26 protein-coding genes and 1 pseudogene are annotated in these 24,192 nt (G+C 58.7%); 19 read left to right on the top strand and 8 right to left on the bottom strand.

Annotated features, from left to right (window positions below; all coding sequences use genetic code 11):
- Positions 1–78: 78 nt before the first annotated feature.
- The gene (locus AC1RZR_RS32760; RefSeq protein ID WP_481827230.1) at positions 79–939 is read left to right on the top strand and encodes a DUF1194 domain-containing protein; all 861 of its coding nucleotides are present in this window, start codon (positions 79–81) and stop codon (positions 937–939) included.
- Between the two features lie 693 nt (positions 940–1,632).
- Here the strand turns inward: AC1RZR_RS32760 and AC1RZR_RS32755 are convergent.
- A complete protein-coding gene (locus AC1RZR_RS32755; protein WP_481827229.1) occupies positions 1,633–1,815 on the bottom strand; it encodes a hypothetical protein in 183 nt (60 codons plus the stop codon).
- 88 nt (positions 1,816–1,903) lie between these two features.
- Between AC1RZR_RS32755 and AC1RZR_RS32750 the strand changes: the two genes are divergently transcribed.
- The 9 genes from AC1RZR_RS32750 to AC1RZR_RS32710 all read left to right on the top strand — a co-directional run bounded on the left by AC1RZR_RS32750 (position 1,904) and on the right by AC1RZR_RS32710 (position 7,935).
- The gene (locus AC1RZR_RS32750; protein WP_481827228.1) at positions 1,904–2,284 is read left to right on the top strand and encodes an ATP-dependent DNA ligase; all 381 of its coding nucleotides are present in this window, start codon (positions 1,904–1,906) and stop codon (positions 2,282–2,284) included.
- A complete protein-coding gene (locus AC1RZR_RS32745) occupies positions 2,271–2,501 on the top strand; it encodes a hypothetical protein (RefSeq protein ID WP_481827227.1) in 231 nt (76 codons plus the stop codon). The genes AC1RZR_RS32750 and AC1RZR_RS32745 overlap by 14 nt, the downstream gene beginning before the upstream one ends.
- 120 nt (positions 2,502–2,621) lie before the next feature.
- On the top strand, positions 2,622–2,846 hold the full coding sequence (locus AC1RZR_RS32740; RefSeq protein WP_477279711.1) for a hypothetical protein: 225 nt from the start codon (positions 2,622–2,624) through the stop codon (positions 2,844–2,846).
- Between the two features lie 193 nt (positions 2,847–3,039).
- A complete protein-coding gene (locus tag AC1RZR_RS32735) occupies positions 3,040–3,492 on the top strand; it encodes a hypothetical protein (protein WP_481827226.1) in 453 nt (150 codons plus the stop codon).
- A 600-nt stretch (positions 3,493–4,092) separates the two neighbouring features.
- Complete coding sequence (locus AC1RZR_RS32730) at positions 4,093–4,560, top strand: hypothetical protein (RefSeq protein ID WP_481827225.1); 468 nt, start codon at positions 4,093–4,095, stop codon at positions 4,558–4,560.
- A 4-nt stretch (positions 4,561–4,564) separates the two neighbouring features.
- A complete protein-coding gene (locus tag AC1RZR_RS32725) occupies positions 4,565–4,738 on the top strand; it encodes a hypothetical protein (RefSeq protein ID WP_481827224.1) in 174 nt (57 codons plus the stop codon).
- A gap of 104 nt (positions 4,739–4,842) precedes the next feature.
- Entirely contained in the window at positions 4,843–5,310 is a 468-nt protein-coding gene (locus AC1RZR_RS32720) for a BA14K family protein (RefSeq protein ID WP_481827223.1), read from the top strand.
- A 1,570-nt stretch (positions 5,311–6,880) separates the two neighbouring features.
- Entirely contained in the window at positions 6,881–7,738 is an 858-nt protein-coding gene (locus AC1RZR_RS32715) for an ATP-dependent DNA ligase (protein WP_481827222.1), read from the top strand.
- Positions 7,735–7,935 (top strand): hypothetical protein, encoded by a 201-nt coding sequence (locus tag AC1RZR_RS32710; RefSeq protein ID WP_481827221.1) that lies wholly within the window; start codon positions 7,735–7,737, stop codon positions 7,933–7,935. Before AC1RZR_RS32715 ends, AC1RZR_RS32710 begins: the two co-directional genes overlap by 4 nt.
- Before the next feature lie 33 nt (positions 7,936–7,968).
- Here the strand turns inward: AC1RZR_RS32710 and AC1RZR_RS32705 are convergent, their stop codons facing one another.
- Together AC1RZR_RS32705 and AC1RZR_RS32700 are read right to left on the bottom strand one after the other, a co-directional pair.
- Positions 7,969–8,193: a polymerase gene (locus AC1RZR_RS32705; protein ID WP_481827220.1), complete on the bottom strand. Its 225-nt coding sequence runs from the start codon at positions 8,191–8,193 to the stop codon at positions 7,969–7,971.
- Between the two features lie 446 nt (positions 8,194–8,639).
- Positions 8,640–8,840 (bottom strand): hypothetical protein, encoded by a 201-nt coding sequence (locus tag AC1RZR_RS32700; RefSeq protein WP_481827219.1) that lies wholly within the window; start codon positions 8,838–8,840, stop codon positions 8,640–8,642.
- A gap of 59 nt (positions 8,841–8,899) precedes the next feature.
- On the opposite strand from AC1RZR_RS32700, the gene AC1RZR_RS32695 reads away from it, so the two are divergent.
- From AC1RZR_RS32695 to AC1RZR_RS32685, 3 genes are all read left to right on the top strand, one after another.
- Entirely contained in the window at positions 8,900–9,193 is a 294-nt protein-coding gene (locus AC1RZR_RS32695) for a hypothetical protein (RefSeq protein WP_481827218.1), read from the top strand.
- A gap of 171 nt (positions 9,194–9,364) precedes the next feature.
- Positions 9,365–10,174 (top strand): alpha/beta hydrolase, encoded by an 810-nt coding sequence (locus AC1RZR_RS32690; protein WP_481827217.1) that lies wholly within the window; start codon positions 9,365–9,367, stop codon positions 10,172–10,174.
- Between the two features lie 176 nt (positions 10,175–10,350).
- Positions 10,351–10,539, top strand: a complete 189-nt coding sequence (locus tag AC1RZR_RS32685) for a hypothetical protein (RefSeq protein WP_481827216.1) — start codon at positions 10,351–10,353, stop codon at positions 10,537–10,539.
- A 1,099-nt stretch (positions 10,540–11,638) separates the two neighbouring features.
- On the opposite strand, the gene AC1RZR_RS32680 is transcribed toward AC1RZR_RS32685, so the two are convergent.
- Positions 11,639–11,827, bottom strand: a complete 189-nt coding sequence (locus tag AC1RZR_RS32680) for a hypothetical protein (RefSeq protein WP_481827215.1) — start codon at positions 11,825–11,827, stop codon at positions 11,639–11,641.
- A 585-nt stretch (positions 11,828–12,412) separates the two neighbouring features.
- Here AC1RZR_RS32680 and AC1RZR_RS32675 point away from each other — a divergent pair.
- The 4 genes from AC1RZR_RS32675 (at position 12,413) to AC1RZR_RS32660 (ending at position 15,855) form a co-directional block, all read left to right on the top strand.
- Positions 12,413–12,574: a hypothetical protein gene (locus AC1RZR_RS32675; RefSeq protein WP_481827214.1), complete on the top strand. Its 162-nt coding sequence runs from the start codon at positions 12,413–12,415 to the stop codon at positions 12,572–12,574.
- Positions 12,575–13,115: 541 nt separating this feature from the next.
- Entirely contained in the window at positions 13,116–13,445 is a 330-nt protein-coding gene (locus tag AC1RZR_RS32670; RefSeq protein ID WP_481827213.1) for a hypothetical protein, read from the top strand.
- 461 nt (positions 13,446–13,906) lie between these two features.
- Positions 13,907–14,224 carry a hypothetical protein gene (locus tag AC1RZR_RS32665; RefSeq protein ID WP_481827212.1) on the top strand — a complete coding sequence of 106 codons (318 nt, stop codon included), beginning with the start codon at positions 13,907–13,909 and terminating at the stop codon, positions 14,222–14,224.
- Positions 14,225–14,325: 101 nt separating this feature from the next.
- On the top strand, positions 14,326–15,855 hold the full coding sequence (locus AC1RZR_RS32660; protein ID WP_481827211.1) for a sensor histidine kinase: 1,530 nt from the start codon (positions 14,326–14,328) through the stop codon (positions 15,853–15,855).
- Between the two features lie 12 nt (positions 15,856–15,867).
- Here AC1RZR_RS32660 and AC1RZR_RS32655 read toward each other — a convergent pair.
- The 3 genes and pseudogenes from AC1RZR_RS32655 to AC1RZR_RS32645 form a co-directional block, all read right to left on the bottom strand.
- Positions 15,868–16,349: pseudogene (locus AC1RZR_RS32655) on the bottom strand (homoserine dehydrogenase); the annotation flags it as partial.
- Between the two features lie 357 nt (positions 16,350–16,706).
- Positions 16,707–17,744: a sensor histidine kinase gene (locus AC1RZR_RS32650; protein WP_481829173.1), complete on the bottom strand. Its 1,038-nt coding sequence runs from the start codon at positions 17,742–17,744 to the stop codon at positions 16,707–16,709.
- Positions 17,744–19,231 carry an ATPase domain-containing protein gene (locus tag AC1RZR_RS32645; protein ID WP_481827210.1) on the bottom strand — a complete coding sequence of 496 codons (1,488 nt, stop codon included), beginning with the start codon at positions 19,229–19,231 and terminating at the stop codon, positions 17,744–17,746. Before AC1RZR_RS32645 ends, AC1RZR_RS32650 begins: the two co-directional genes overlap by 1 nt.
- A gap of 301 nt (positions 19,232–19,532) precedes the next feature.
- Here AC1RZR_RS32645 and ligD point away from each other — a divergent pair, with 301 nt between their 5' ends.
- Complete coding sequence (gene ligD, locus AC1RZR_RS32640) at positions 19,533–22,178, top strand: DNA ligase D (RefSeq protein ID WP_481827209.1); 2,646 nt, start codon at positions 19,533–19,535, stop codon at positions 22,176–22,178.
- A complete protein-coding gene (locus AC1RZR_RS32635) occupies positions 22,175–23,209 on the top strand; it encodes an ATP-dependent DNA ligase (protein WP_481827208.1) in 1,035 nt (344 codons plus the stop codon). The genes ligD and AC1RZR_RS32635 overlap by 4 nt, the downstream gene beginning before the upstream one ends.
- A gap of 136 nt (positions 23,210–23,345) precedes the next feature.
- Here the strand turns inward: AC1RZR_RS32635 and AC1RZR_RS32630 are convergent, their stop codons facing one another.
- Entirely contained in the window at positions 23,346–23,795 is a 450-nt protein-coding gene (locus AC1RZR_RS32630; RefSeq protein ID WP_481827207.1) for a GFA family protein, read from the bottom strand.
- Positions 23,796–24,192 lie beyond the last annotated feature (397 nt).

Genomic DNA, 24,192 nt, shown 5'->3' with positions numbered 1-24,192 from the left:
TCGGCGAATGATCGGAAGCCGTTCGTGACCCGGGAGACGCCTCGGACCGACAATTGCATTGTCAGCGAGAGGTTCGCCATGGACTACTTGGTGCAGATTGCTCGAAGTGCAGGTGCAAGACCGGTGCTACGGCTCACGGGCGGTTGCCTGCTCACTCTGTTCTTCGCGATGGCGTCACAGGCTCACTCGACCGACCGTCCCGCGGGCGACCTGGCCGTAGTCGATCTGCAATTGATCCTTGCCGTGGACGTCTCGCCTTCGATGAGCAAAGTTGAGCAAAGAGTGCAACGCGACGGCTACGCCGCTGCCTTCCGCCACGCGGACATCGCGAGGGCAATCAAGTCGGGAGAGCGCGGCAGAATCGCAGTGCTTTATCTGGAGTGGGCGGGGCCAGGTCAGCAAACAGTCATTATGCCTTGGACAATTGTCGAAAGCCTCGACGACGCTCTGACTTTGGCAGACAGCCTCGCGGCGCTGCCGTTGACTGAAGGCCGCGGAACGTCGATTTCCGGCGCATTGTCGGCCGCGAACGATCTGTTCGCGAAGAGTGGCTTGCGCAGCCCGCGCAGGGTTATTGACGTATCCGGCGACGGACCCAACAATGCCGGAGCGCTCCTTGAGCCCATCCGGCAGATTCTTCTCGCGGAAGGCGTGACGATCAACGGGCTGCCTATCGCACTGCCCCGCATTGGCAGGGCCGACGGGTTTGCGATGTACGACCGTTCCAACCTGCAATCCTATTTCGAGCGCTGCGTCATTGGCGGACCAGACGCATTTGCAATCGGCGTCACCGAAACCGCTATGTTCGCCACCGCAGTCCGCCGAAAGCTGGTGCGTGAAATCTCCATGAACATGGGTCAGGTGATCTACGCCGCCTACACCGCGCGCTCAGACCGCACTGTCGATTGCAACGTGATCGCTCAGTTGCCGGGCCGGTAACGATAGGCGATGCGGTGACCGCGATGTGGAGGGCGGGCAGCAACGGAATGCCTTTCGCGCACCGCTGCCCACCACGATCGTCCTGTCACCATCATAAGTGTTGCGCATCGGGTCGAGTTGGAAGCCTTCCATTCGGGGCGCGAAGCGGATCCTGCGTTCGGGCGCTTTGGCTGCTCGGATTGCAAGGCCGCTGGCCGTGACCGCCGGCCGGTGTTCTTCACAGTCATTCCCGACTACGAGGCCATCCAAGCGAAGCGCAATCGCGACTGGAAGCCGACCTTTGGTCCAAGGTAGGCGGGGTTGACGGAACATTAGCGACTTCTAAATATTCGCGCTTGCGGCCGGCGGGGCCTGCACAAAGCGTTTTGTACCCCTCGGCCTTCACCAACTACCGCCGAAAGTCTCCTCGCGCGTCCTTGCCCATTCCACGCCATGAACTGATAGGTTTTCGGTGATCCCCGGGGCAGCTAGGCCGGCCAGCAACCAACCCTCTTCGCCGCTCGTTGACCCTATGCTGGTTGATCCCAGCGCACTCCATGACCCTTGCCCGCTGCCGAAAGGTGGCGGGCTTTTTTGCGGGAGGGCTGGAACCTGTTGCAGAAGGTGAAGTTTTGATCTTGCTTGGTCCCCTCAACCAGGCAGATAGTCGACAAAGGCCCGTCACGGCTTCCTCCGTGGCGGGCTTTTTGCGTTTCAGGCGTCCAGTTCCAGAGGTTCGTGCCCAGACTGATTGTGCCAGATGACTTGCCTCAAATCGCGCCGGTCGACCCACTGGTCGCACGCCCGGCAGAGGTAGAAGTGGTCGCGATCCTGGGCGGGCTGGTCGCCACGGCGTCGGCCGACGATCGGCGGCCCGAGTTGCGAAAGCGTCGTCATGGCCGATCGAATACCGAACGGCGGTAAAAGTTTCCGGAACTATTCTAGCTCAATCTTATTGAATGGCGGCGGGTGGGAGTGTGCGTGCGTGCGTGGCGACCTTGGGCGGCTGAAATTCATCAAGCCACAGGACCCGAAGCTGGTGCTCGAGGCGCCGGTCAGCGACGACTGGCTACACGAGATCAAGTTTGACGGTTTTCGCCTGCAGATGATCCTCGATTGGGCAGGTGACCGCGCCTTCACCAAGAACGGCCACGATTGGTCGAAGCGGTTCTGGCTGGCGGTCGACGCGGCCGAGAAACTGCCGGCGAAGTCCTTCATCATCGATGGCGAGATGATAGCGCCGGATCCGGACGGCAGACCGAACTTCCACCAGATGCCCTCGCGCATGGCATGGAACACCGAGCTGCTGCTGCGCCACGTCTCGGTGCAGGATTTCCGAGAGGATGACGACAATGGCCGTGGCTAAGAAGGATCAGGAGCGCGTCGCATACGCGTGGATGTATGGCGCCCAAGCGCAAAAGGATGGCAAGGAGCGTGTGGTGCCCGAATACTGGAAAGAACTCGCCGACGCATGGCTACAGGGCTTCGACGGCGTGTCTATCACTGGCACAGCCAAGGCCCACCCTGTCAGTTCGGAGATGGAAGCCGAAGTTGACGAGACCGCGGTGAGCACGCCGGAGTGAGGTTTCGAAAGCTACGGTTTCGTCCTCGGCAGGCTATAGCGTGGGGAGCCGGTCAACATCTAAAATTGCGCGATGGAGCGGTAGTCGTCCAGGGGCTGCGCAAATAAAGGAGATGGCACAATGACCTTTTACCGTGTGACCACCAGCATCGAGCTGGAAGCCGACGACGCAAAACAGGCCGCCATGCGAGCCCACAGCATGATGCACGACACCGCCCCGACCGAGTTCGTGGTTGAAGACGAAAAGTCAGTCTCCGAACAGATCACCCTGACGGAGGAGGACGCTGCCGAGGCGCGCGCCTTGGCCCTGGAGGGCAAGTTGTTTCCTTCTGAGGCCGGAACCTAAGCCGGCGAGCAAGCTTGTGGCGATATGAGCACAAGCCGCGTGTTGACACTGAACTACCAGACGGGCACCGAGCTTTTACCGGCGACGCTTTCAAGGAAACGACGCCAAGTATCGATCCTTTTGGACGATGGCGCGCGCTTTGCCCGTGTCATTAGAAATTGCTAAAGTGCAATCGATATCGGGAATTGTCAGATTGGATGCTGCACGCATTAGCTTCGAGGCCTGGCGACAGGCAGATTCGGTTGCTCCGCCGCCTAAATATGATCCGTTCCGGGCTGGTGTGACCGGGGCGGCTATATCCGGTGGCGTGGTTGCTGTTTTTTGTTGGCTTGTCGGCAGCAGCCATATGATCATGACGGGCGAGATCGGCGTAATCGTGATTTTGGCGTTTGCGCTGCCGTACGTCCATCTCCGGAGCGAGGACCGGAAGAACGAGGAGGCCTTTGAGAAAGAATACATCAGGCTGTTGGAACTGGAGAGGGTAAGAGAGGAACGCTTGCCTACAGGCAACCCAGAGTCTCTCCCGGCAAGGAAAGCTCGCCTGACGGTGAGAAGACCCCGCCTGCCAGTAAGAAAACCCCGCCTGGGGTTTCAGGCGTCGCGTCAACAAATCGCGTGTCGGCGATATGTTGGCTGGAGGAGCTGATTGTAGGAAAGCGCCGCAGCCAGAAAGCTTTCCCACTTGTTGGAAAACCACAATCAAGTGGCGCCGGCCTTCGATCGGTAAGGGAGGACGGAGCGGCCCGCTTCCCTGGCTGGGTATCCTGCACCGCCCGTATCGCTGCCGTGCCGCTCTCGATCCTGATCGCGGTGGCGATGGTTATTCGGCTGGTTTGGATGAGCACGCACGGCACCGACTTCCTGCTAAAGTGGATTTCGAATAACGTCCCCGAAACGGGTCGGACATCATCTCCGTCGCTGAGCTCACCCAGAAGCTTTTCGCCGACGCCAAGGCGATCGGCATCGGCACCGATATCGAGGAAGACACCGGTAGCGTCTACGAGGCGATCCTTGACGCCATCGTGTGCTGCACCAAGCCCCCGGCTTCTCGGACTGACTGGGACCGCGCTTCGGGCGCGCGAGGAACGGAACATTAGCGGCTTCTAATGGTTATTAGTCAGCAGGGGCCAACCAACACCCCAAGCAAGACCCGTGATCCCTGGGGACGGCCCGCCGCTGCCGTGAATGGAGCGGCGGGTTTTTGGCTCGCGGCAAGACCATATGACGCAACGCTAAATCAATCCCTATGGCACGCTTTCTGCTGAGCCTCGTTCCGATCCTATTTTGCATCACGCTTCTTCAGGCTCAAGCGTGGCAGCCGTTCGGCGTCAGGCAGCTTGGCTTCACATTCGATGTTCCCCCGGGTTTTGTGCTGACACAGCGTTCCGACCAAGGAGCGGCTTTTCGGGGCCAAAACGATGCCTTCCTCGCAGTGTGGGGCGCCAGACTCGGCAACGCCAGTTTTCGCGCCGAGATCGAGCATCGCATGATCGAGGACGAAAAGGCTGGGTGGAAGCTGACCTATCGGCGCGTCACCCCGAGGTGGGCGAGTTACTCGGGCATCAAGAATGGCCAGATTCGATATGTCCGCGCTATCGCGGTCTGCAACGACCGTGCCGCGCTCTTCACCATGGATTACAGCAGGTCGGAAAAAATCCCGTATGACCCGGTTGTTGTACAGATGGTGCGATCCCTGAAAGCGGAAGGTTGCTAAGCATATGAGCAACGCGGCATCAACTTCCTGGCAATGGATCGCCAACAACGTTCCTATGACAGCGAATTCCGAAGTCATCTCGGTCGACGAACTCACCCACGAGCTAGTTGTCGACGTCGGTCGGGATAAGCGGCAAGAAATCGATGAAGAATCCGACAATCTTCGATGCCCTGCATGAGCCTGGGTTGCCGGAATAGTCGTTCATCCACGATCGGGAACCATACTCATCTTGGGATGTTTGGATGCAATAGGGACGTAAACCACCCTTTGGAGGAGAAGATCATGAACAGGATCGTATCGAGTATGCTGGCGGCCACACTGTCAGTGTCTTTCGCCGCGACGGAGATCTTGCCGGTCAATGCACAGCCAACCTATGTGCCGCAAGGCCAAGGCCTCTCGTCGGATGTCCAGACTGTCCAGTACGAGCCGTGGAGGAAACGCAATTCCAATCGCAATTTTGCCCGCAACCGCAGTTTTGCCCGCGACGATGGCATGAACTGGCGTGGTCATCGCGGTTATCGTGAATATCGTCGCGGTTATCGCCGGCACGGCGACTACTGGTTCCCGCTGGCGGCCTTCGCAACTGGCGCGCTGATCACCGGTGCCATCGTCAACAATCAGAACCGTGTCTATCGCGGCGGCGATGCGCATGTGCAGTGGTGCTATGATCGCTATCGCAGCTATCGCGCGTCGGACGACACCTTCCAACCAAACTATGGGCCACGCAAGCTGTGCAATTCGCCTTACTGAGGATAGGCCCGTCTTTGACAGCCCCGCTTCGGCGGGGCTTTTTTGTGCCGACGTTGCCTCGCCAACTGCCATCATTTTGGATTTTACCTGGGTGGGGGCGGAGCTGCGATCATTATCGACCCCTACAGGCAGTTCACGAGGTGCCTCTGAAATCCATCAAGGACATAACCGGCAGGGATGCCTCTTTCATCAGGTGGAACCTGACCGGCCCGGCGCAAAATCAGGGAGGAAATGGTGCCCACATATCGAGTTGAATGATGGTCGCGCAGCTCGTGATACGTCAGGCGGCCGGTCACTGTACGCCGGAGGGAGGATGACTGGATCCGTGTAACTGAGCCGCATGGCAGACAACGCAGTTTCGCCTAGGTGATTCGTGACTAGGCGGCGCACGAAGGCTAGGCACGCACAGCAACCGGTGGAATGAAAATGGCCATTGGAGGCGCCGAAAACGCCGCAGACGACCCGTTGAGCCAGTAGCAGCTACGCTCTCGGCTGCCCCTCCGCCCGTCCTGGTGGCAACCAGCCCCTCCGCCGCTCGTTGACCTATGCTGGTTGATCCCAGCGCACTTCAACTTACCCGCCCGTATCCCCATTCGGGGCGGGGGTTTTTTCCTGACCGTTGGAACATTATCGCGCCGACGACGTTCGGCTGGATCACTGTCCCCCAGTGATGTCCCCAAGTTGGCCCGCTGCCGAAAGGTGGCGGGCTTTTTATCTTAGATGCAACTCATGTTTCCCGCTCAAGTTACTCCCCGGCCAGCATAACGTCGCCGGCTGGTATCGAAGGAAGCCCGTCACTTTGGCCCACACGGTGGCGGGCTTTTTATTTGATCAGGGAACCAACCTCCAGCCGCGCCGTTTGTGTCGGGCGCTGCCGGAAACTTGCACACAGGCCCTTCCGGCCCTGCATTTGCCCGCTGCTTTCTCCGAGGCAGCGGGCTTTGCTTTTTGGCGCTAATGACACCCATCTATTGGGCCATTTCCCTGCCGGGCGCTGCTGCCCTACATCCTGATCGAGACATACGACAACAGGTAAAATGATCGCCACGGTCGCCGTCACGAGCACGACCCATAAGCCTAAGCTGCTCATGCTTCCTCACTTCCTGCGGCGCGCCGTTGGGCAGGGTGTTGGGATGCAAGGGACGCCGGCCCAGGCGGAAAAAGGTCCGCAAGCACAAGCTAATATGATCGCGACTTAGACGCCTATGGTGTGATCGCGGAACAATCATCCGGACAGGCAGATACGCGTTCGTTTCCAGGTTAAGCGGCCAGTGGGATCGCCGTGGCAGGCTAATCCCTGTTCCATCAAAGTCTAACGATCATGAAGCCTCACTAGAAAGCATGTGCGCTAACAGTTGGTTCAGCCATTAGTGGCATTTTAGAGAGGATGGTAGCGGCTCCGACACAGTGCGGCGGTACTGGGGCGCCGGAGCCGCCTGCGCAGTCGGGGTAGGGGGTAGGGGTTTGACCGCGCTGTCCCAGAATAGGACGGCGCGGTCAACGTTTCGTTAAAATTCTCCGGAACTAATTAAGCTCATGCTAATTGAATCGCGTTTTTGCGAGTGTGTGCATGCGTTTGAAGTTCGTCGCGCCGTTGATGCCAACCCTGGTAGAGAAGCCTCCCGAGGGTGACGGCTGGATTCACGAGGTCAAGTTCGACGGCTACCGCTCGCAGCTCATCATCGACGAAGACCGCACCAGGATCTACACCCGCAACGGCCATGACTGGACAGCTAAGTATCGTGACTTGGTGAAGGAGGCGGCAAACCTTGGCGCCGAAACCGCCATCGTCGATGGCGAGATCATCGTGCTCAACGACGCCGGCCTCTCGGACTTCGGCGAGCTCCGCAAGGCGATCACGCGTCGGCAGCACGATCTCTATTTCGTCGCCTTCGATCTGCTTCACGTCAACGGCCATGATCTACGCGACATGGCGCTGGAGGAGCGGCGAGAGATCCTGTCGAGCATGATAGAGCCAGGCGGGCGCATCCAGTTCAGCGAGCCCCTGCCGGGAGAAGCCAGGGCGATCTTTCATCTGGTCGACCAGGCCGGACTCGAGGGGATGGTTTCCAAGCGGCGTGACAGCAAATATCGAAGCGGCCCATCGACCAACTGGCTAAAGGCGAAGTGCTATTCCATCGATGAATACGAGTTGCTCGGCGTCGAGCGGGAGCCGGGCAAGCCAGCCTTCGCGCTGTTGGCGGAGCGCGGAACCGCCCGCTATGTCGGCTCGGCTTTTATCACACTCAACCGCGAGATGCGCGAACGGCTTTGGACACGCGTCCAGACCCTCGCAGGGACGGCGCCTAAGGGCATGAAGCGGTCGGCGACGCAATGGGTCAAGCCGGGGCTGATCGGCCGCGTAAAGCATCTACGCGGCGAGGGAGACTTGCGGCACGCTTCGCTGCAGGATTTTCGAGAGGAATGAGCAAGCGCGGCAGCGATTTCCTCTACAGTTGGATGTCGGACCATTTACCGGACGATCCGATTGCCGATCCGGTGCTGCTGGTAATCGACATGGCTGTTGACGCAAAACGGGCGGCGGAAACCCAAGGCATTCCCGGCCAAGAGATCGATGAGGAAATTGGCGTAGTGGTCGAAGCCATTATGCAGGGGTTGCGCTAGCTGAAATGCCGGTCTCTGTCCCTGCCGCTATTGTCATTCAGGTCGCGGCAGCGCCAGATTGACATCAAAAGTCTCTAGCAAATTGGAACGAGAGCCGGCAGCCACTGAGGTCGTTGTGATGGCATCGACTGGCATGAGCATGACCATCCGGGCTTTGGTCTCGGGCCAAAGCGGTCGGCCAAATAGAATCAACGCGATCATCAGCAGGCGCGCTAGGGCGGCGGTGAAGAGATTCGCGATGATCTGACCTAACTGCATGGTATGTCTCCGCCAATGAAGTGCCCGCCATATCGCCCAATATGGCGAGCCCCCCTGTCAACCGACGAGGAGGGGACTTGGTTCGCCGGTTTCCTGTTAATGAGCGGGAAATCCTTCTGTTGCGGGGTTGGGACCTTTGCGCCTCATCATTGGGCTTTACTCGCAAATGCGCGGTCTAGGAAAACACGGTTCAGATCATCGGAAGAAAACACCAAACCCGTTGTCGGCTAATCGCTGGCCCTAGAACGAACGGCCGGCGCGCATCATGGCGCGAGCGATGGCCAGTTGCGCTTCCGTCCTGGCGTTCTCCTTCGGGGTCATGTTGTCGGCGGCAATGAGCCGCTTCAGCGATCGCAGAATCTCGCCTCGCGTCCACCGACTTCCAGCATGCAAACGACAATGGCCTGAGCGATCGGGATAGTCGTCCTTATGTTTTGGCGGGTTGATCATCTTGCTCCCTGCAAATGGCGGTCGCCGTACTCCGTATGCTCAAGACAATACCAGTGCGACGGTTGCCCTGGCTTGGCGAAGCCGAACGGCGCGCCTTTCCCGCATCCCACAAAGTCGCAGATATGATTTTCGATCCGCGCGCGCTCACGCGGCACAGGTGTCATCCCTTCGGCAAGTCTCATCGGTTCATCACTCATTGCTAAAAGATTCCACAGGCCGTCTTGACGATCAAGGAAAATGTTCCTTCTTTGTTCTCATGACGCACGAACCGATCGACACGCTGGGCAAGGCGACCCGGCACAACATGCTCGTCAAGGCGGAATGCAGCTGCGGCAATGTCCGCTACTGCCGATCAGTCGATTTGATGATGGTGTATGGCGGTGGGGTCGATCCCGTTGCGTTGAAGTTCGACTGCAGCCGCTGCAAGCCGCAGATCAAGATCACGCTGCTCGAGGTGCACCCCGAACATTTGCCGAAGCGCCTGATGATCCACAAGCCGATGAAGGTCGACGGCAAGATCATTTGGTACACCGAGCGGTTCCGTGGATGAGGGGCGGCCGCCAATGACCATGAAATATCCGTTTGTAGAGGACACGCTCGGCAAGAAACTGCAGATCGGATCCGGGCTTTCGGCGGCGGTCACGACCTCCGCCAATTGTCTGGCCCTATCTCGATAGTGGGTGCATATTGCTTGCAAACTGTCTTTGAGGGAGGGAACCAAATGTTTAAGCAGCATCGCTTCGCAAAACGCGTGCTCGCAAGCCTCGTACTTTCCCTCGGCTGTTGTCTAAGTGGTTTTTTGCAATCAAGTGTTGTCGCAGCAACCCAAGTAAAGCCACTCGGTGTCGTCATCCTGCATGGCGGTGGGGGTAGCCCGAAGGAGGTCGCGGCGCTTGGCAACGCCCTGACGAAAGCTGGGTATTTGGTCCAGCGCCCTGAGACGTGCTGGTCGCTAAAGCGCTTCTACGACAAGGTCTACAATGAGTGTTTGGAAGAAATTGACGGTGCCATTGCGAAGTTAAAAAAGGCAGGGGCGACTTCGTTCGTGGTGGCCGGGTATAGCATGGGTGGCGTCGCTGCGATCGCTTATGGCGCGACCCATGACGACCTGAAAGGGGTAATTGCTATAGCGCCGGCTCACTTCCCGGACTATTTCTCCAAACGCGCGGAAGCCCAAGACAGCATTGCCCTCGCTCAGTCGATGGTGAAGGCGGGTCATGCTGACGAGAAGGCCGAGTTCACCGAATTCGGGAAGGATTGGATGAAGCTAAAGCTGACCGCTCGGATCTACCTAAGTTTCAACGGACCTGATTCGCCGGGATTTGGGCAGGTAAATGCGGCCAAGCTCCGTGCCCCGTTGTTGTGGGTGGCCGGCTCCGCCGACCCATCACAGAAGGACGGACCGGAGTTTGCATTCTCAAAAGCTCCGGAAAATCTTCTTAACAAGTACGTCAAGGTGGAGGCCGACCACCTGGGCACCCTCAAGGTGTCCAAAGATGTCGTGGTATCCTGGCTCAAGGATCTGCCATAGAAAATTTGGCCTTCGGGTACTTGGCAGCCTTCTGTACCATTTCCCATCGCCGCTGCGCAACGATGAGGACGCGTGGTCGTTCAGGGATGTTCCCGGCTGGCAAAGATTGGTTAATTTCGTAAAGTGGGCGCTCCCCTGCGATGTCGTGATAACGATGCGCGATCATGGAGTGCGGCATGGCCAAGAGTTTGAGGCAGGCGTATCTCGATGCGCAGGGCGAGTTGAAGCGCGCTGGCATCAGCGATGAAACGCGCTTGCTACTGCGGAAGTACCACGCTGTGATCGAGTACCACAATCTTTACGAAGAGGTACTGCCGTTCACGTTCGATCTGGATGAGAACGGCAACGATATGCCGCCCAACTAACGAGCGCCCAGGAAGCGGGCTTGACGGAACATAGGCGACTTCTAAAAGTTTCTCGCTTGCGGTAGGCGGTGCCCTCCATCGCCTGCCGAAGATCGGGCCTCCGATCGGCCCGCGCTTTGGCCGAGAGCGCGGGCTTTTTGCATAATGCGCGGGAACTCGCTGGCATTTCCACCGTTTCTCCAAATGGCTGTCATCCTCACAGGCGCGCTGCTTACCATCGCTGGTGTTGTGTACATGGCGGTTGCAGTACTAAGGCGCGGTCGCCTCTGCGATCCGATACGCCTTCCGACATCGGCAGATCGCCCGACTCCAAATCTTGCAACCCCAGGTCCGTCACTTGAGCCGCGTCATCGCGGCCTCCAAGAACCCCGACCGCACCGGCCATTTCCTACAAGGTGGGTAGCGCTGGCAATGCCTTGCGTCTTTGTGCCCATGGACCTTGGGCACTCAGTCTCAATTGAGAGATTGCTAATATTCGATAGGATACCTTCAGGGCGGGTTTCTAGCATTGGCCGGTGCAGTTGGGTGTCTCGGGTTAACATTGCACCGGCCATTCCCCTATGGCTGGGTAGCGCCACCTGTTGCGCTGTTCATCCGATAGAATGGGAGGCCCGGTGAACTATCTGACCGGAACATAAACCCCGAGAGCGACTGCCACCTGCATCTCCAGCAAAATCGTCGCAAACATAACCAGGAAAAACAAGCGGATAAGAAGTGACCGCTTGACCTTGTCTCTGAGACAAGAGCACGCATACGATAGTAGCGATGCCCGCAGCGGCCGTGAAGACTAGATCAACTACGACTCCTCGCGAAAGCATAGTTTCCCCTTCCCCAGTAGGAACCTCATTCATAACGCGAACGGCCCGCCTTTTGGAAGGGCAGGCCTGCTACAAGTCCTGTAGCCATTCTCCTACGGCTGGGTAGCGCCTACAGGCGGCTTGACGGCCAAAGCATCAATCAGCTTCGGCGGTGCGTCCAAGCCTTCCATAGCCCTGTGCAGAGCCACGGTTGCGACTGCTAGGCGATCTTCCGGCTTGCCGTTGTCGTTGGCAATGTCGGCTGGCACTGGCGGCTCCATGAGGCGAGTATGCTCCGCTGGCTACTTCCGCACAATCCATTCGAGCAACTCGGGTTCAATGTCGGCGCTACCCATAAACTCGGTGATCAAAAGCGTGGCTTTCGCCCGCCATTGGTCCTCTGGAATGTTCTGTTCGAGGACGGATTTTATGAAGGCGCTGCGAATGATATCGCAGTCGAAAGCCGATACCGAAACACCTAGCTTGTCCATAGTGCAACCTCCCAACCAAAGGCTGAAGACAGAATGGTGACTGGAGATTCATAATACGTCCAACTGCGGTTTCAATAGCATCCGATTGTACGTTTTTTACCAAGGCGCATCGGCCCGCTTCAATACGTCAAAGTTAAATGCGGCGCAGTTGCAGCCTTGCTAACTACAGTGACGGCGGGGGGTGCTCGGGAGGAGCGCCCATGGAAATACGAGACCTCGTTGCAAAGATGTCCGCTACGCTGCTGAAGCGCCGCACCGACACCCTATCGGTGTCCAATAGACCGATCCGCGTATCTTTGGCCGACATCCCGCTCAAGCCGCAACAGAGGCCAGTGTATCGGCCATCGCCTCCAGTTCGGCCGGCCAGCAACATGTAACTCGAATGTTGTCCGGAATGTCCGGCGCCTGTAGGTCCGGCTTTTTGGAGCAAGCGGGCTCGACGGAACATTAGCGATCTCTAAAAGTTTCTCGCTTGCGGCAGGCGATGCTCACCCGCTCCCCTGCCGAAGATCGGGATCCGCACCACCTGATCGGCCCGCGTTTTGGTCCTCCAAGGCGCGGGCTTTCATAAGATGAGAGGAAGCGATGGACCAGCCCGTCACAACCTACATTGTCAGCGTCTTCGAGAAGCCGAATTGGCGCACGGTGCTTACGACCCAGGACAGGGAGAAGGCGTGGGCCACGGCAAATGAGATCGGCGACAACGTGAGGGTCGAGGAAATCACGCCGAAGGTGAAGACGCGCTAGCGCACTCTGCGCAGTCGGCGACATATCCGATGATAGGTGGGCGAGCTTTGAAGGTCTCGGGCTGCATGGGTGAACAGCAGCACGATAGACAGAACCACCACGGCAGATGCAAACCCCGTCACGAAAGCCATCTAGCCGAACGTCGGTGGCGCAGGGATGTTCCCGAGGGAACGTACAACGTCAAGCCTTCCGAAGCCTCACCCCGGCGCCGCCGCCAGATTGGCAGCCCATGACGCCCGGCCACAGGGCAGCGGCAGAGCGCGCTTGGCAGGAATGGCGGGGCACAGGACAGCGGCCAGCGGAAACGCGCGCTGGCGAGGCTTCTACCCAGGCATTTAGGGCTAAGGTCTTAGACCATGGCGCAAAGGTCTGATGCGCCGGAACAGGGTGGAACAATAGCGCACTTTAAAGGTTCGACCTGCGCCGGGTCTCCAACGCCCGGAGCCAACTAGCGCCTGCCGCTGCCGTGAAGGAGCGGCAGGCTTTTTCGGAAAGTTCGCTGGCTTCGCCCGGCGCACAGAGCAGATAACGGGGTAAAGCAATGCGGATGCTGGTCAGGCCTGCCAAACGGGAAGGAACTTCTCGAACCATCTTCCATCGATCGCTGATTGATGGCGATGTCAAATCTGGAACAGGCGGCCCGGTTATATCGATTGAAGCCGAGGGCATTTACTCGGATGATTCAAAATACCGATACCTGATTGAATTTACGCTTGGTGAACTTGAGGCACTTATCGGAAGCAGCGGCCCGGCACTTGGGGCGGGCGGGCCAGTAAGCACCGGGCCTAACCGGCAGGGGCATCAGGAGGGCGGCGCCGGCGAAATGTCGGCATCGATCTTGCACCTCAACCGTCGCAGTAGGGAGGGGTAGCGGCAATGCCGAGCGGGGTTTCAAATCCGGTTACCGTGACAATCGACGGGGTTAAGAAGAAATTCCCGTCGCTCACAGATTTGGCGCTCCAAGTAGGTTCAAATCCGAGTGCGGTGGTTACTTGGCGTAGTCGCAACCCCGACCGGCCAATTCAGGACTGGGTGGATAAGCAGCTCATACGCAAAGTCACCAAGGCTAACGATGTTGGGTGATCCCTCGCAAGGGTACGCTTGACGATTTTAGCAAGGCTGACAGTATTCCCGGCGGATTGGTTGAAGCTAAGCAGCCGTCCCCCGCTTCCGACACGCCGCGCGCCATCGGCTTCTCGGCTTCTTTCGCTCCGATAAGAGTATAATGTAACCGGCCCTGCTTAGGATCATGATTCCATCTTCCAGTGGGGTGGGGACATTGTACGGTGTCGACGGGTGGCGTGGCGCCGGGTGCAAGAGGAGGGCTTTGAAGTGGACATCGTGATTCGCGAACTGGTGGGCCTTGAAGAGATCGCGACCATCTATCCGCTCTATCAGCAAACCGGGTCCATGCCGGAGGGCTTGTTTCACGAGCGCTTGGCCTGCCATCAGGCGAATTGCTGCCTTACGCGGACCGCAGGGTACGTCAGTCGGGCTGCATTGCGCCTCACATCGGTCGCTCAGCATTGCTCAACCGCTGCCTGGAAGCAGACGAACCAGCTGGAGCCTCGCTGGAGGCAGACCATCCGCTGTTATGTATCGAAGCGCTTACGCGAATGCAGCCTCGTGGCAATCCGATGTGTGTTGTGAGAGCCTGCCTCAGCGAGTAATGTGGATCGCCCTCAGCATCGCCACGGCAAGCTGATGGTTGGAAGATGCTTCGCGCTTTCGCCTGCAAGGGAGGATGCGTGTTGAACGACCTTCTAGACACTGCGCCGATAGGTGATTCCCCGTCGAATACCAATTTCCTGTCAGGTGGCGGGGAGATGGGCTCGCTCACCCGAGCTTACGACTGGAACAAGACCGGCCTCGGGCCACCTCAAGGTTGGCCCCAGAGTTTGCGTACAACCGTCAAGCTGATGCTCCAGTCGCGTCACCCCATGTTCATCTGGTGGGGGCCCGACCTCATCCAATTCTACAATGATGCCTACCGTGCGACACTAGGGCCTGAACGGCATCCGAGCGCCCTGGGAGACCGTGGCAAGGATTGTTGGGCTGAAATCTGGCACATCATCGGTCCTCAAATTGAATTCGTTATGGCCGGAAAAGGGTCGACTTGGGACGAGGACGCCTTGGTCCCGGTGACCCGCCACGGCAAGCGCGAGGATGTCTGGTGGACGTATAGTTACGGGCCGATTGATGTCGATGGCGAGGTCGGTGGGGTCCTGGTCATCTGCAACGACGTTACTGAGAGGCATCTGGCAAAGGAGGCGTTGGAAGATCACACTCGCTACCTTGAGCAACTCTTTGAGCAAGCGCCCGGTTTCATAGCGGTGCTCCAGGGTCCGAACCATATCTTCGAAATCGCCAACGCTGCCTACAAGCGCCTGGTGGGGGATCGAACATTCGTCGGGAAAACTGTGCGCGAAGTGATCCCGGAGATGGAGGGCCAAGGCTTTTTCGAATTGCTTGATGAGGTCTATCGAACAGGCGTCGCTCATGTCGGCAGACGGGTACCAGTCATCTTTGCTGGAGACGCCGAAGCGCTTACCAAGACAAGAGTGGTCGACTTTGTCTATCAGCCGATCAGCCTGACCACCGGGGAGAGCACGGGCATCTTCTGCGAGGGGATCGACGTCACTGACCACGTCCAGGCCGAAGAGCATCTACGACTGATGAATCAGGAATTGAAGCACCGAGTTAAGAACACGCTGGCAATGGTCAGCGCAATCGCCGGGCAGACGCTTCGTGGAACTCCTTCCGCATCTGCGCTGGCGACCTTCCACGGACGTTTGGCCGCCTTCGGAAAAGCCCACGACACTTTGACGGCCGACACCTGGGCTACGGCGTCAGTAAGAAATGTTGTCCACGACGCACTTGAAGCGCACCGGACCGGACAAGGGAGGTTTATCATATCCGGCCCCAACATCACCTTGGGCTCGAAACAGGCGTTGTCGCTCTCCCTTGCTACCTATGAGTTGGCGACGAACGCTGCCAAGTATGGGGCGCTTTCCAGCACCCGGGGCACGGTTCACGTTTCTTGGCGGGAGCAGCGTGAGGGAGATGCCGTCGTGTTTCATTTCGAGTGGAGAGAGGCAGACGGCCCGCCGGTCACCGCACCGATGAAGAAGGGTTTTGGGACTCGCTTAATTAATCGCGTGCTATCGGCAGATTTCGGGGCGCGCGTCGAGATCGACTATGCACCCGGCGGGCTGATCTGCCGCCTTGTTGCTCCAACTCAGAATTTGAACCAAGACCACCCTGCTTTTGCGGGCGAGTGATCCGGATAGACGCACGATGCGGGCGGCGGTCAGTGGCACTTCCAGCGAGGTCAGATGATAGGGCCGGAACAGGCTGTAATAGGGGCCGTGGCCGATATGCAGATCGTCCATGCGCTCGACAATGCGCGGATGCGTCGCCTCGACGATGACGAAGACACCGGGGGCGACGCCCTTGCCGACCGTGTAGTCGACGACGCCTTTCTTCAACAAGAGCCCGCCATCCTCGCGCGGAATGAGCACCTTGACGAGGTCATCGCGGTCGGCCTTGGGGCCGTGCATGCCGGGCACGTCGGGCACCAGCCCGGTGCGTTGGCGATGGCGCACATCTCGACCATGGTTTTCGAGCCGTCGACGAACTCGACCAGCATGCGCGGGTTCATGTTGCGGCGGATCGCTTCCGCGCGATAGTCGTCGGGCACGGCATCGTGGTTGAGCGGGTTGTTCTTGCCCTTGCCGGCCGAGACGATGGTTAGCCCAAGTGCCGACGCAAACTCCGTCGCACTGGTATTGTCTTGAGCATAGGCAGTACGGCGACCGCCATTTGCAGGGAGCAAGATGATCAACCCACCAAAACATAAGGACGACTATCTCGATCGCTAAATCCACTGCCAGGAGGCAATGTCCCGGCTTTCAGGCCATGGTCGATTGCATGCTGGAAGTCGGTTGGACGCGAGGCGGAAGCGCAGCTGGCCATCGCTCGCGCCCTGATGCGGCCGGGTTGACCATGTGGAAGCTCTCGCTTTGTTGCAGAAGCATATAGGAGATCGAGAGGCCGTCTTTTCAGAGCTGATGTCTCGGCTGTAGCGCTAGCATTGTTGCGGTCACGCCCGCGGGCTTTTCAGCTTGCGACGTCAGTAAATAGGCACGAGGCGCGTGTCGCGCAGCGGCAGGGCCATGGTGAACTGCAAGCCGTCACGATGAAAGTTCAATTCGACCTTGGCGTTACACTGCACGGCCACAACTTTTTCCAGCAGCGTCGTGCCAAAACCGCGGCGCATGGGGAGCTCAACCTTCGGCCCATCCCTTTCCCGCCAGTCAAGATTTACTATCTGCACATCGGCGAACGTGCCGACCGACCAGCAGACATCTAGGCGGCCTTGAGGCCGCGACAACGCGCCGAACTTCGACGAATTGGAGGCCAACTCGTGGAAGGCCATCCCGACGGGAATTGCGATGTCAGCAACAAGCGCGACGTTTGGTCCCTCCAGAACGATACGCGGCCTGTCGCGCGTCTCGTAGTGGCCAAGCTCGCTTTCAAGCAGTTTATGCAGGGATGCAGTCTGCCAATAATCGTCGGTAAGCATTGAATGGGTGTCGGCCAACGAAACGAGCCTGGCTGAAAAATCCCGCACGAAATCTTCGAGGTTGCCGCTCGACTTGGCCGTCGCGCCCATCATGGCGCGCACGTTGGCCAGGGTGTTCTTGACGCGGTGATGCAGCTCACGGATGAGCAATTTCTGTCGGTCGGCGACTTCCTGCTTCTGTTCGATGTAGGACTGGACCTCGCGCTGGCGGGCACGGGCACGCAAGGCGGAGCGCACTGAGTTGGCGAGGCTCGAAGCCAAAAATGGCCGTTCGAGCACGATTAGATAGCGGTCCAGAAAGGCGAGCCGCGTGTCAATCTCGGTCCCCCTCATGGTCAAAAGCACGATTGGAAAATCCGACCATGCCGGCTGGTTTTCAAGCCAGGCTGCGAACCGGCTTCGATCGGAACTGACCAGGGCTTCCTCTGCCACGACAAGGCATTGTGCCTCGTCCAGAAGAGGCACAGTGTCCTCCAGGCTGTCGCAAACCCGCGAGGCAATCTGGTTCGTCGCCAGAATGGAGGCCGCGATCTTCGCATCGCGGCCGAGTGGCGCCAGCACGAGCACTGCGGGGCTCGACGACATCACCATGCCTTGTCTCTCAGAAGATCGCCTTGCTTGCCCTCAAATTCTGGAGATCCCATGAGAATGCCACGGAACTGTTCCAGTGGCTCGCCCACCACCACTCCGGTAGCGCTGATCTTAAACTCGCGAATTGTCTCTTCGTGCGGGCCGACGCGTTTCTTGACAACCGAAATGGCGCGTCTCAACCGACCTGCGTTTTCGAAGAAGCGCAGCAGCATGATGGAATCACAGAGATAGGTCATATCGACCGGCGCAGCCATTTGACCATACAGCCCGTGATTGGCCAGAAGCAGGATCGTCACTACAGCCTTCTGGTTGAGATAGGTGAGGATCTCGTGCATCTGCAGCACCAAATGCTGTTCTTCCGACATGGCATTGAGGTAGCCGGTGAGGCTGTCGATCACGACGATCCTGGCATTGGAGCCTTCCACAGCCGCTTGGATGCGCGAAGACAATTCGCCTGGCGAAAGCTCCGCCGGATTGACCGGCTCAAGCATCAGCATGCCCTCATCGGCAAATGGCTGCAGATCCATGCCGAGCCCTGCGGCCCGCGCCAGAAAAATGCGCTTTGTCTCGTCAAACAATAGCACCAGTACACGCTCGCCACGCGTGAGTGCGGCATGGCAGTAGGTGCAGGCAATGGTGGACTTGCCCACGCCGCTCGGCCCCATCAGCAAGGTGCTGGTCCCGCGTTCCAAGCCGCCGCCAAGCAGGGTGTCGATCTGGTTGTTGCTTATGGCCGGGGAACTATGTTCCGCCATCTCATGCTCGGCTGAAACCAGCCGCGGAAAGGCGGTAACGCCGCCTGGGCGAATGACGAAATCGTGAAAGCCACCCCGGATCTGGACGCCGCGCATCTTGATCACCCGCAGCCGCCGACGCTCTCCACCATAGATGGGCGACAGCTGCTCCATCCGAATGACGCCGTGGCTGATCGAATGCAAATTGAGGTCGTCCTGCTCGGCCGTCAGGTCGTCGAGCATAAGCACTGTCACATTGTTGAGCATGAAAAAGCTCTTCAGTGCCAATACCTGACGCCGGTATCGCAGCGATCCTTGCGACAAAAGCCGGATTTCAGAGAGCGAGTCGAACACCACACGATCGGGTTTGATGCGATCGATCTCGGCCAGGGCAGATTGGACGGTTTCACCGAGTTCCAGCTCGGAGGAATGAACCAATGTCTGAAGCTGTGCCGGATCGAGGCTAAGCTCCGGAGGCACAAGTTCAAGAATTTGTACGCCCTGCAGGTCCCAGCCGTGACGGTCCGCAACCGAGAGCAGTTCGCGCTTGCTTTCTGATAGAGTGATGTAGAGGCATGTCTCGCCGTTCTTTGCTCCCTCAATCAGGAACTGGAGGCCAAGGGTGGTTTTCCCAGAACCTGGTTTCCCCTCAATGAGATGGGATCGGTTCTTGGCGTAGCCGCCACGAAGGATGTAGTCGAGACCGCTTACTCCAGAAGCAATCGCTGACGCATCGTCGTTGTCCACTTGATCCCCCAATGGCGATTTCGAGACCCAGTAACGGAGGCCACGTTCTAATGGTTCCACACCCTTCGGTTGTGGCTCTCCGTCTCCATGGCACATATCCTTACATTGCGGCCTGAATGAAAACGTCGCCAGATCGTAGGGGTTCCCGTTGAATTTCGGCACGCACCACGCCCCCCTTGACGACCGTGGCGCGAGACATAAGCGGCGAATGGGCGGCTTGCCGCCGCCGTCGTGGTGTTCGCGAACCAAATCTCGTTCACCGCGTTGAGTCGCGCGTTGCGTCATCAGACGGGGTATTTCCATGACAAAAGGCGAGCTTTCCAGCTATCGAGCCAAGCGCGATTTCACGAAGACCAAAGAACCGAGCGGCGAGCGCTCCATCGCGACATCGAACCGGCTTCGGTTTGTGATCCAGAAACATGCTGCCACGCGGCTTCATTATGATTTGCGTCTCGAGCTCGACGGTGTCTTCAAGTCTTGGGCCGTCACCAAAGGTCCGTCACTGGACCCTCAGGACAAGCGCCTGGCAGTCGAAGTTGAGGACCATCCGCTGGACTATGGCGACTTCGAAGGCACGATCCCCAAGGGACAGTATGGCGGCGGCACCGTGCAACTGTGGGATCGCGGATACTGGGAGCCGGAAGGCTCGCTGTCTCCTGAACAGGCCTTGGAAAAAGGCGATCTGAAATTCACGCTCGACGGCAAGCGCCTGCACGGAAGCTTTGTCCTGGTTCGCATGAAGCATGACCGCAATGGCGGCAAGCGGAACAATTGGTTGCTGATCAAACATCGAGACAAATACGCGACTGATGGCAATGGCGACGCGGTGCTGGCACAGGACCGATCGGTTGCCTCCGGGCGCAGCATGGAGAAGATCGCTGCGGGAAAGGGTGCCGGGCCGAAGCCATTTATGATCCAAGGCTCGGCGGTGGCCGATGCGGATGCGGTGTGGGACAGCAATCGCGGCCTTGCTGCCGAGGAACGCGCCACGAGAGAGGCAAAGGCATCTCCACGATCCAAAAAGGCGCCCACTTCCGGGGCGAAGATGCCCGACTTCATTTCACCACAGCTCTGCGCAACACTTTCGCGTCCGCCGGCAGGGGCGAACTGGGTTCACGAAATCAAGTTCGATGGTTATCGGGTGCAATTGCGGGTCGAAGACAACGCCGTCACCCTGAAGACCCGCAAAGGCCTCGACTGGACGCAGAAGTTTGGCGCCATCGCAAAGGAGGCGGCCAGGCTTCCTAATGTCATCGTCGATGGCGAGATCGTTGCGCTCGGAGAAAACGGGGCGCCCGATTTTGCCGCCCTGCAAGCTGCATTGTCGGAGCGCAGGACGAAGGACCTGATCTTCTTTGCCTTTGATCTGCTGTTTGCGAACGGTGTCGATCTGCGAAAGCTGCCACTCTCTGAACGCAAGGAGCGGCTGAGCGCGCTGCTTGGTGAAGCCGAACGTGGCCAGGAGGATCTCATTCGCTATGTCGAGCACTTCACCAACGGCGGCGATGCGGTGCTGCGCTCCGCCTGCCGGCTTTCGCTTGAAGGCATTGTCTCCAAAAAATCTGATGCAGCCTATGTGTCGGGAAGGACCGACACCTGGGCAAAATCTAAATGCCGCGCTGGCCATGAGGTCGTCATTGGTGGCTGGTCGACAACCAATGGCAGGTTCCGATCGCTGCTGGTCGGTGTCAATCGCGGAGAGCATTTCGCCTATATTGGTCGCGTCGGGACTGGATACAGCGAGGCGAAGGTGAAGCAGTTGCTTCCAAGGCTGAAGGAGATGCAGACGGACAAGTCGCCGTTTACCGGCGATGGCGCACCGAAGAAAGATTCGACCGTCTTTTGGACCAGGCCGGAACTCGTTGCGGAAATCGAATTCGCAGGCTGGACTGGTGGGGGCAATGTAAGGCAAGCGGCCTTTAAGGGTTTGCGCGAGGACAAGCCCGCAGAAGACGTTGAAGCCGATAGACCGGCTAATCCTCGTGACACGCAGATTGCCGAACCAGCCAAATCGACGGGCCGGACGGCGAAAAACCCGGTCATCATGGGCGTGATCATCTCCAAACCGGACAAACCGCTCTGGCCGAATGCTGGGGATGGAGGCCAGCCGGTCACGAAACTCGACCTAGCGGAATACTTTGAAACCGTTGGGCCTTGGATGATCAACCACCTCAAAGGTCGACCATGTTCGCTCGTGCGAGCGCCGGACGGCTTTGCCGGCGAGCAGTTTTTCCAGCGCCACGCAATGCCCGGCACGTCAAATCTGTTGGAGGTCGTGAAGGTCTTCGGCGACCACAAGCCCTATCTGCAGATTGACCGTGTTGAAGGATTGGCAGCGATCGCCCAGATTGGGGGCCTGGAGCTGCACCCCTGGAACTGCCAGCCCGATCACCCTGAAGTACCGGGTCGACTTGTCTTCGACCTCGATCCAGGTCCGGAAGTCGCCTTTGCCGATGTGGTTGTGGCCGCCAAGGAAATGCGCGACCGTCTTGAGGATCTGGGGCTGGTGAGCTTTTGCAAGACCACCGGCGGCAAGGGGCTGCACGTTGTCACGCCGCTGGCCAGCCAGCGCAGCAAAACGACATGGCCGGAGGCCAAGGCCTTCGCAAAGGCCATTTGCATGCAAATGGCAGCGGACCGCCCCGACCTCTACCTCCTCAACATGGCCAAGAAGTTGCGAACGTCCCGGATCTTTCTCGACTATCTCCGAAATGATCGTATGGCGACAGCCGTGGCCCCGCTGTCACCGCGGGCCAGAGAGGGCGCGACGGTATCCATGCCACTGACATGGGGGCAGGTCAGAGCCGACCTGGATCCCAAGAAATATACCGTACGCACAGTGCCGGGCCTCTTGAAGAAGACCGTCGCGTGGGCGGACTACGATGATGGCGCACGGTCGATCAGCACTGCCATAAAACGTTTCGGTTCAGCAAAGCTTGCCGCATGAAATCGAACGATTTGAAATCGTCCTTTCCGCTTCCCTTGGACATCGCGCCGATGGAGGCAAAGCCATCCGATAGATTGCCGAGCGACCCCGGCCAATGGCAGTACGAACCAAAATGGGACGGGTTTCGATGCCTGGCGTTTAAAGCCGGCGATGCGGTAGACTTGCGGGCAAAATCGGGCAAGCCGCTTGGCCGATATTTCCCCGAAGTCGTCTCGATGTTGCGTGACCTGAAAGCCAGAGAATTCGTCCTCGATGGTGAGATCGTCATTGAAGTCGCTGGCTCGCTTTCGTTTGACGCGCTGCAGATGCGGCTGCATCCGGCGGCGAGCAGGATTCGAAAACTGTCGATCGAAACCCCTGCCAAATTGATCCTTTTTGACATGCTGGCCAGTGGCGACGCCAGCCTGATGCAACAACCTCTATCTGCACGGCGCAAAGCGCTGGAAGCGTTCGCGCAGTCAGCTGGCTGCGCCGATCTTGAGCTCTCGCGCTGTACGCAAGACTTGGCGACCGCAACGAAGTGGCTTGGCGACTCTGGTCAGGGTTCAACGGACGGCGTCGTCGCCAAACCTCTCGATGATGAATATCGGCCTGGCGAGCGCGTCATGGTCAAGGTCAAACGCTTACGCACCGCGGATTGCGTAGTCGGAGGGTTCCGCTATCTGTCGAAGTCGCGCGAGGTCGGTTCATTGCTGCTGGGTCTCTACAACGGCCACGGACAACTGGATCATGTGGGTTTCACATCGACGATCGCCGAGGAAGACCGATCAAATCTGACACGACGACTCGAAGCTTTGCGGTCACCTCCGGGCTTCACTGGCAAGGCGCCGGGCGGTCCTAGCCGTTGGAGCACGGAAAGGAGCGGCGAGTGGGAGCCATTGCGGCCCGAACTAGTGGCGGAAGTTCGCTTCGATCACGTCACCGGCGATCGCTTCCGGCATGGCACCAGGTTCTTGCGATGGCGCCCTGACAAGAATCCGAGGCAATGCACGTTCGAACAGATACTTGAAACAGTGAGCCCGCGCCCTTGATACGCTCGATACAGTGGTTCACGCGTCGTCATGGGATCGCGAGACACTCTGCTGCTACTCACATACTTGCAGTCCAGACGAACTCGTAAACGGCTTCGACATAGATGTTCGAGGCGCGGTCACGCGTGGCGCCAGGTCAAGCATCCGGTTGCTGCGGCGGTGCATGAATGTCAGGTTCAATTGGCGGCGCGGCAATGGCACGCGGTTCGCGATCATGTTCAAACTGCTCGGCCCATCGCAAATCCATGAGCCAGGGCTCGCGCCGACCGATCCAGAGTTCATAGCCGGGGATAATGTCGGTAGGAGCAAGATCCAGCGCACCAAGCATTAACTCCGCCTCGCCATCCCGCAAAGAGGCAACGCGAGATCCGCAACTGGGGCAAAAGCTCCGACCTTCAAACGTCCTGAGTTCGCCAGTTCCCCCATAAGCAGATCGCGGCCAAACACCGAAGAAATTGAACCCGCTGCCGCTTGCGCGGCGACAATCCTGACAATGGCACAGGCCAACGCGAAGCGGAGCGCCTTTGACCGAGAACCGGACTGCGCCACAAAGGCAACCACCCTTGTGAGTATCATCGCCGCTCATGTCAGGACTCTTTTTGGCGGGTCACGGTTCTCATCGGGGTTAGGGACTGGCAACTCGTCTGGCAAAAGATCTGGATCGGGTTCACGCACGTCTGGCGTCCAGGTCGGCGCATCAACCGCCGGTTCTTCGCTTGGCTCTGGCTTGGGCGGCATGGCTACGCTCCGGCTTTGTCGGTCGGGCGAGGGGTTTTGCCGGCCACAGATGCCTCAAATAAACACGCGGATGGAAGACGTCGACGCGCGATGCCAAGGCCGATGAGGAAGCCGGTTCCGAGAGCGCTCGGTTTCTGTTTGGCCAGGGCCTGCAGTTGGTAGCGAATGAGATCGAGCCCACCCGACGGAAGCAGTCCGCCTAGATACGCGACGTGATCCGCGACTGTCACAAGGATCCGAGACAA

The organism is Mesorhizobium bavaricum, assembly GCF_056781655.1.
The sequence above is the reverse complement of the archived record's forward strand: the minus strand, read 5'-3'. Positions and strand labels throughout refer to the sequence as shown.

Bases quoted from the DNA above. Each gene is read 5' to 3' on its own strand.
- AC1RZR_RS32670 (WP_481827213.1), top strand. From the start codon at position 13,116: ATGCGGATGCTGGTCAGGCCTGCCAAACGGGAAGGAACTTCTCGAACC.
- AC1RZR_RS32760 (WP_481827230.1), top strand. From the start codon at position 79: ATGGACTACTTGGTGCAGATTGCTCGAAGTGCAGGTGCAAGACCGGTG.
- AC1RZR_RS32690 (WP_481827217.1), top strand. From the start codon at position 9,365: ATGTTTAAGCAGCATCGCTTCGCAAAACGCGTGCTCGCAAGCCTCGTA.
- AC1RZR_RS32720 (WP_481827223.1), top strand. From the start codon at position 4,843: ATGAACAGGATCGTATCGAGTATGCTGGCGGCCACACTGTCAGTGTCT.
- AC1RZR_RS32700 (WP_481827219.1), bottom strand. From the start codon at position 8,840: ATGAGTGATGAACCGATGAGACTTGCCGAAGGGATGACACCTGTGCCG.
- AC1RZR_RS32745 (WP_481827227.1), top strand. From the start codon at position 2,271: ATGGCCGTGGCTAAGAAGGATCAGGAGCGCGTCGCATACGCGTGGATG.
- AC1RZR_RS32630 (WP_481827207.1), bottom strand. From the start codon at position 23,795: ATGAGCGGCGATGATACTCACAAGGGTGGTTGCCTTTGTGGCGCAGTC.
- AC1RZR_RS32710 (WP_481827221.1), top strand. From the start codon at position 7,735: ATGAGCAAGCGCGGCAGCGATTTCCTCTACAGTTGGATGTCGGACCAT.
- AC1RZR_RS32740 (WP_477279711.1), top strand. From the start codon at position 2,622: ATGACCTTTTACCGTGTGACCACCAGCATCGAGCTGGAAGCCGACGAC.
- AC1RZR_RS32715 (WP_481827222.1), top strand. From the start codon at position 6,881: ATGCGTTTGAAGTTCGTCGCGCCGTTGATGCCAACCCTGGTAGAGAAG.
- AC1RZR_RS32635 (WP_481827208.1), top strand. From the start codon at position 22,175: ATGAAATCGAACGATTTGAAATCGTCCTTTCCGCTTCCCTTGGACATC.
- AC1RZR_RS32755 (WP_481827229.1), bottom strand. From the start codon at position 1,815: ATGACGACGCTTTCGCAACTCGGGCCGCCGATCGTCGGCCGACGCCGT.
- AC1RZR_RS32730 (WP_481827225.1), top strand. From the start codon at position 4,093: ATGGCACGCTTTCTGCTGAGCCTCGTTCCGATCCTATTTTGCATCACG.
- AC1RZR_RS32680 (WP_481827215.1), bottom strand. From the start codon at position 11,827: ATGGACAAGCTAGGTGTTTCGGTATCGGCTTTCGACTGCGATATCATT.
- AC1RZR_RS32705 (WP_481827220.1), bottom strand. From the start codon at position 8,193: ATGCAGTTAGGTCAGATCATCGCGAATCTCTTCACCGCCGCCCTAGCG.
- ligD (WP_481827209.1), top strand. From the start codon at position 19,533: ATGACAAAAGGCGAGCTTTCCAGCTATCGAGCCAAGCGCGATTTCACG.
- AC1RZR_RS32675 (WP_481827214.1), top strand. From the start codon at position 12,413: ATGGACCAGCCCGTCACAACCTACATTGTCAGCGTCTTCGAGAAGCCG.
- AC1RZR_RS32695 (WP_481827218.1), top strand. From the start codon at position 8,900: ATGACGCACGAACCGATCGACACGCTGGGCAAGGCGACCCGGCACAAC.
- AC1RZR_RS32725 (WP_481827224.1), top strand. From the start codon at position 4,565: ATGAGCAACGCGGCATCAACTTCCTGGCAATGGATCGCCAACAACGTT.
- AC1RZR_RS32685 (WP_481827216.1), top strand. From the start codon at position 10,351: ATGGCCAAGAGTTTGAGGCAGGCGTATCTCGATGCGCAGGGCGAGTTG.
- AC1RZR_RS32650 (WP_481829173.1), bottom strand. From the start codon at position 17,744: ATGTCGTCGAGCCCCGCAGTGCTCGTGCTGGCGCCACTCGGCCGCGAT.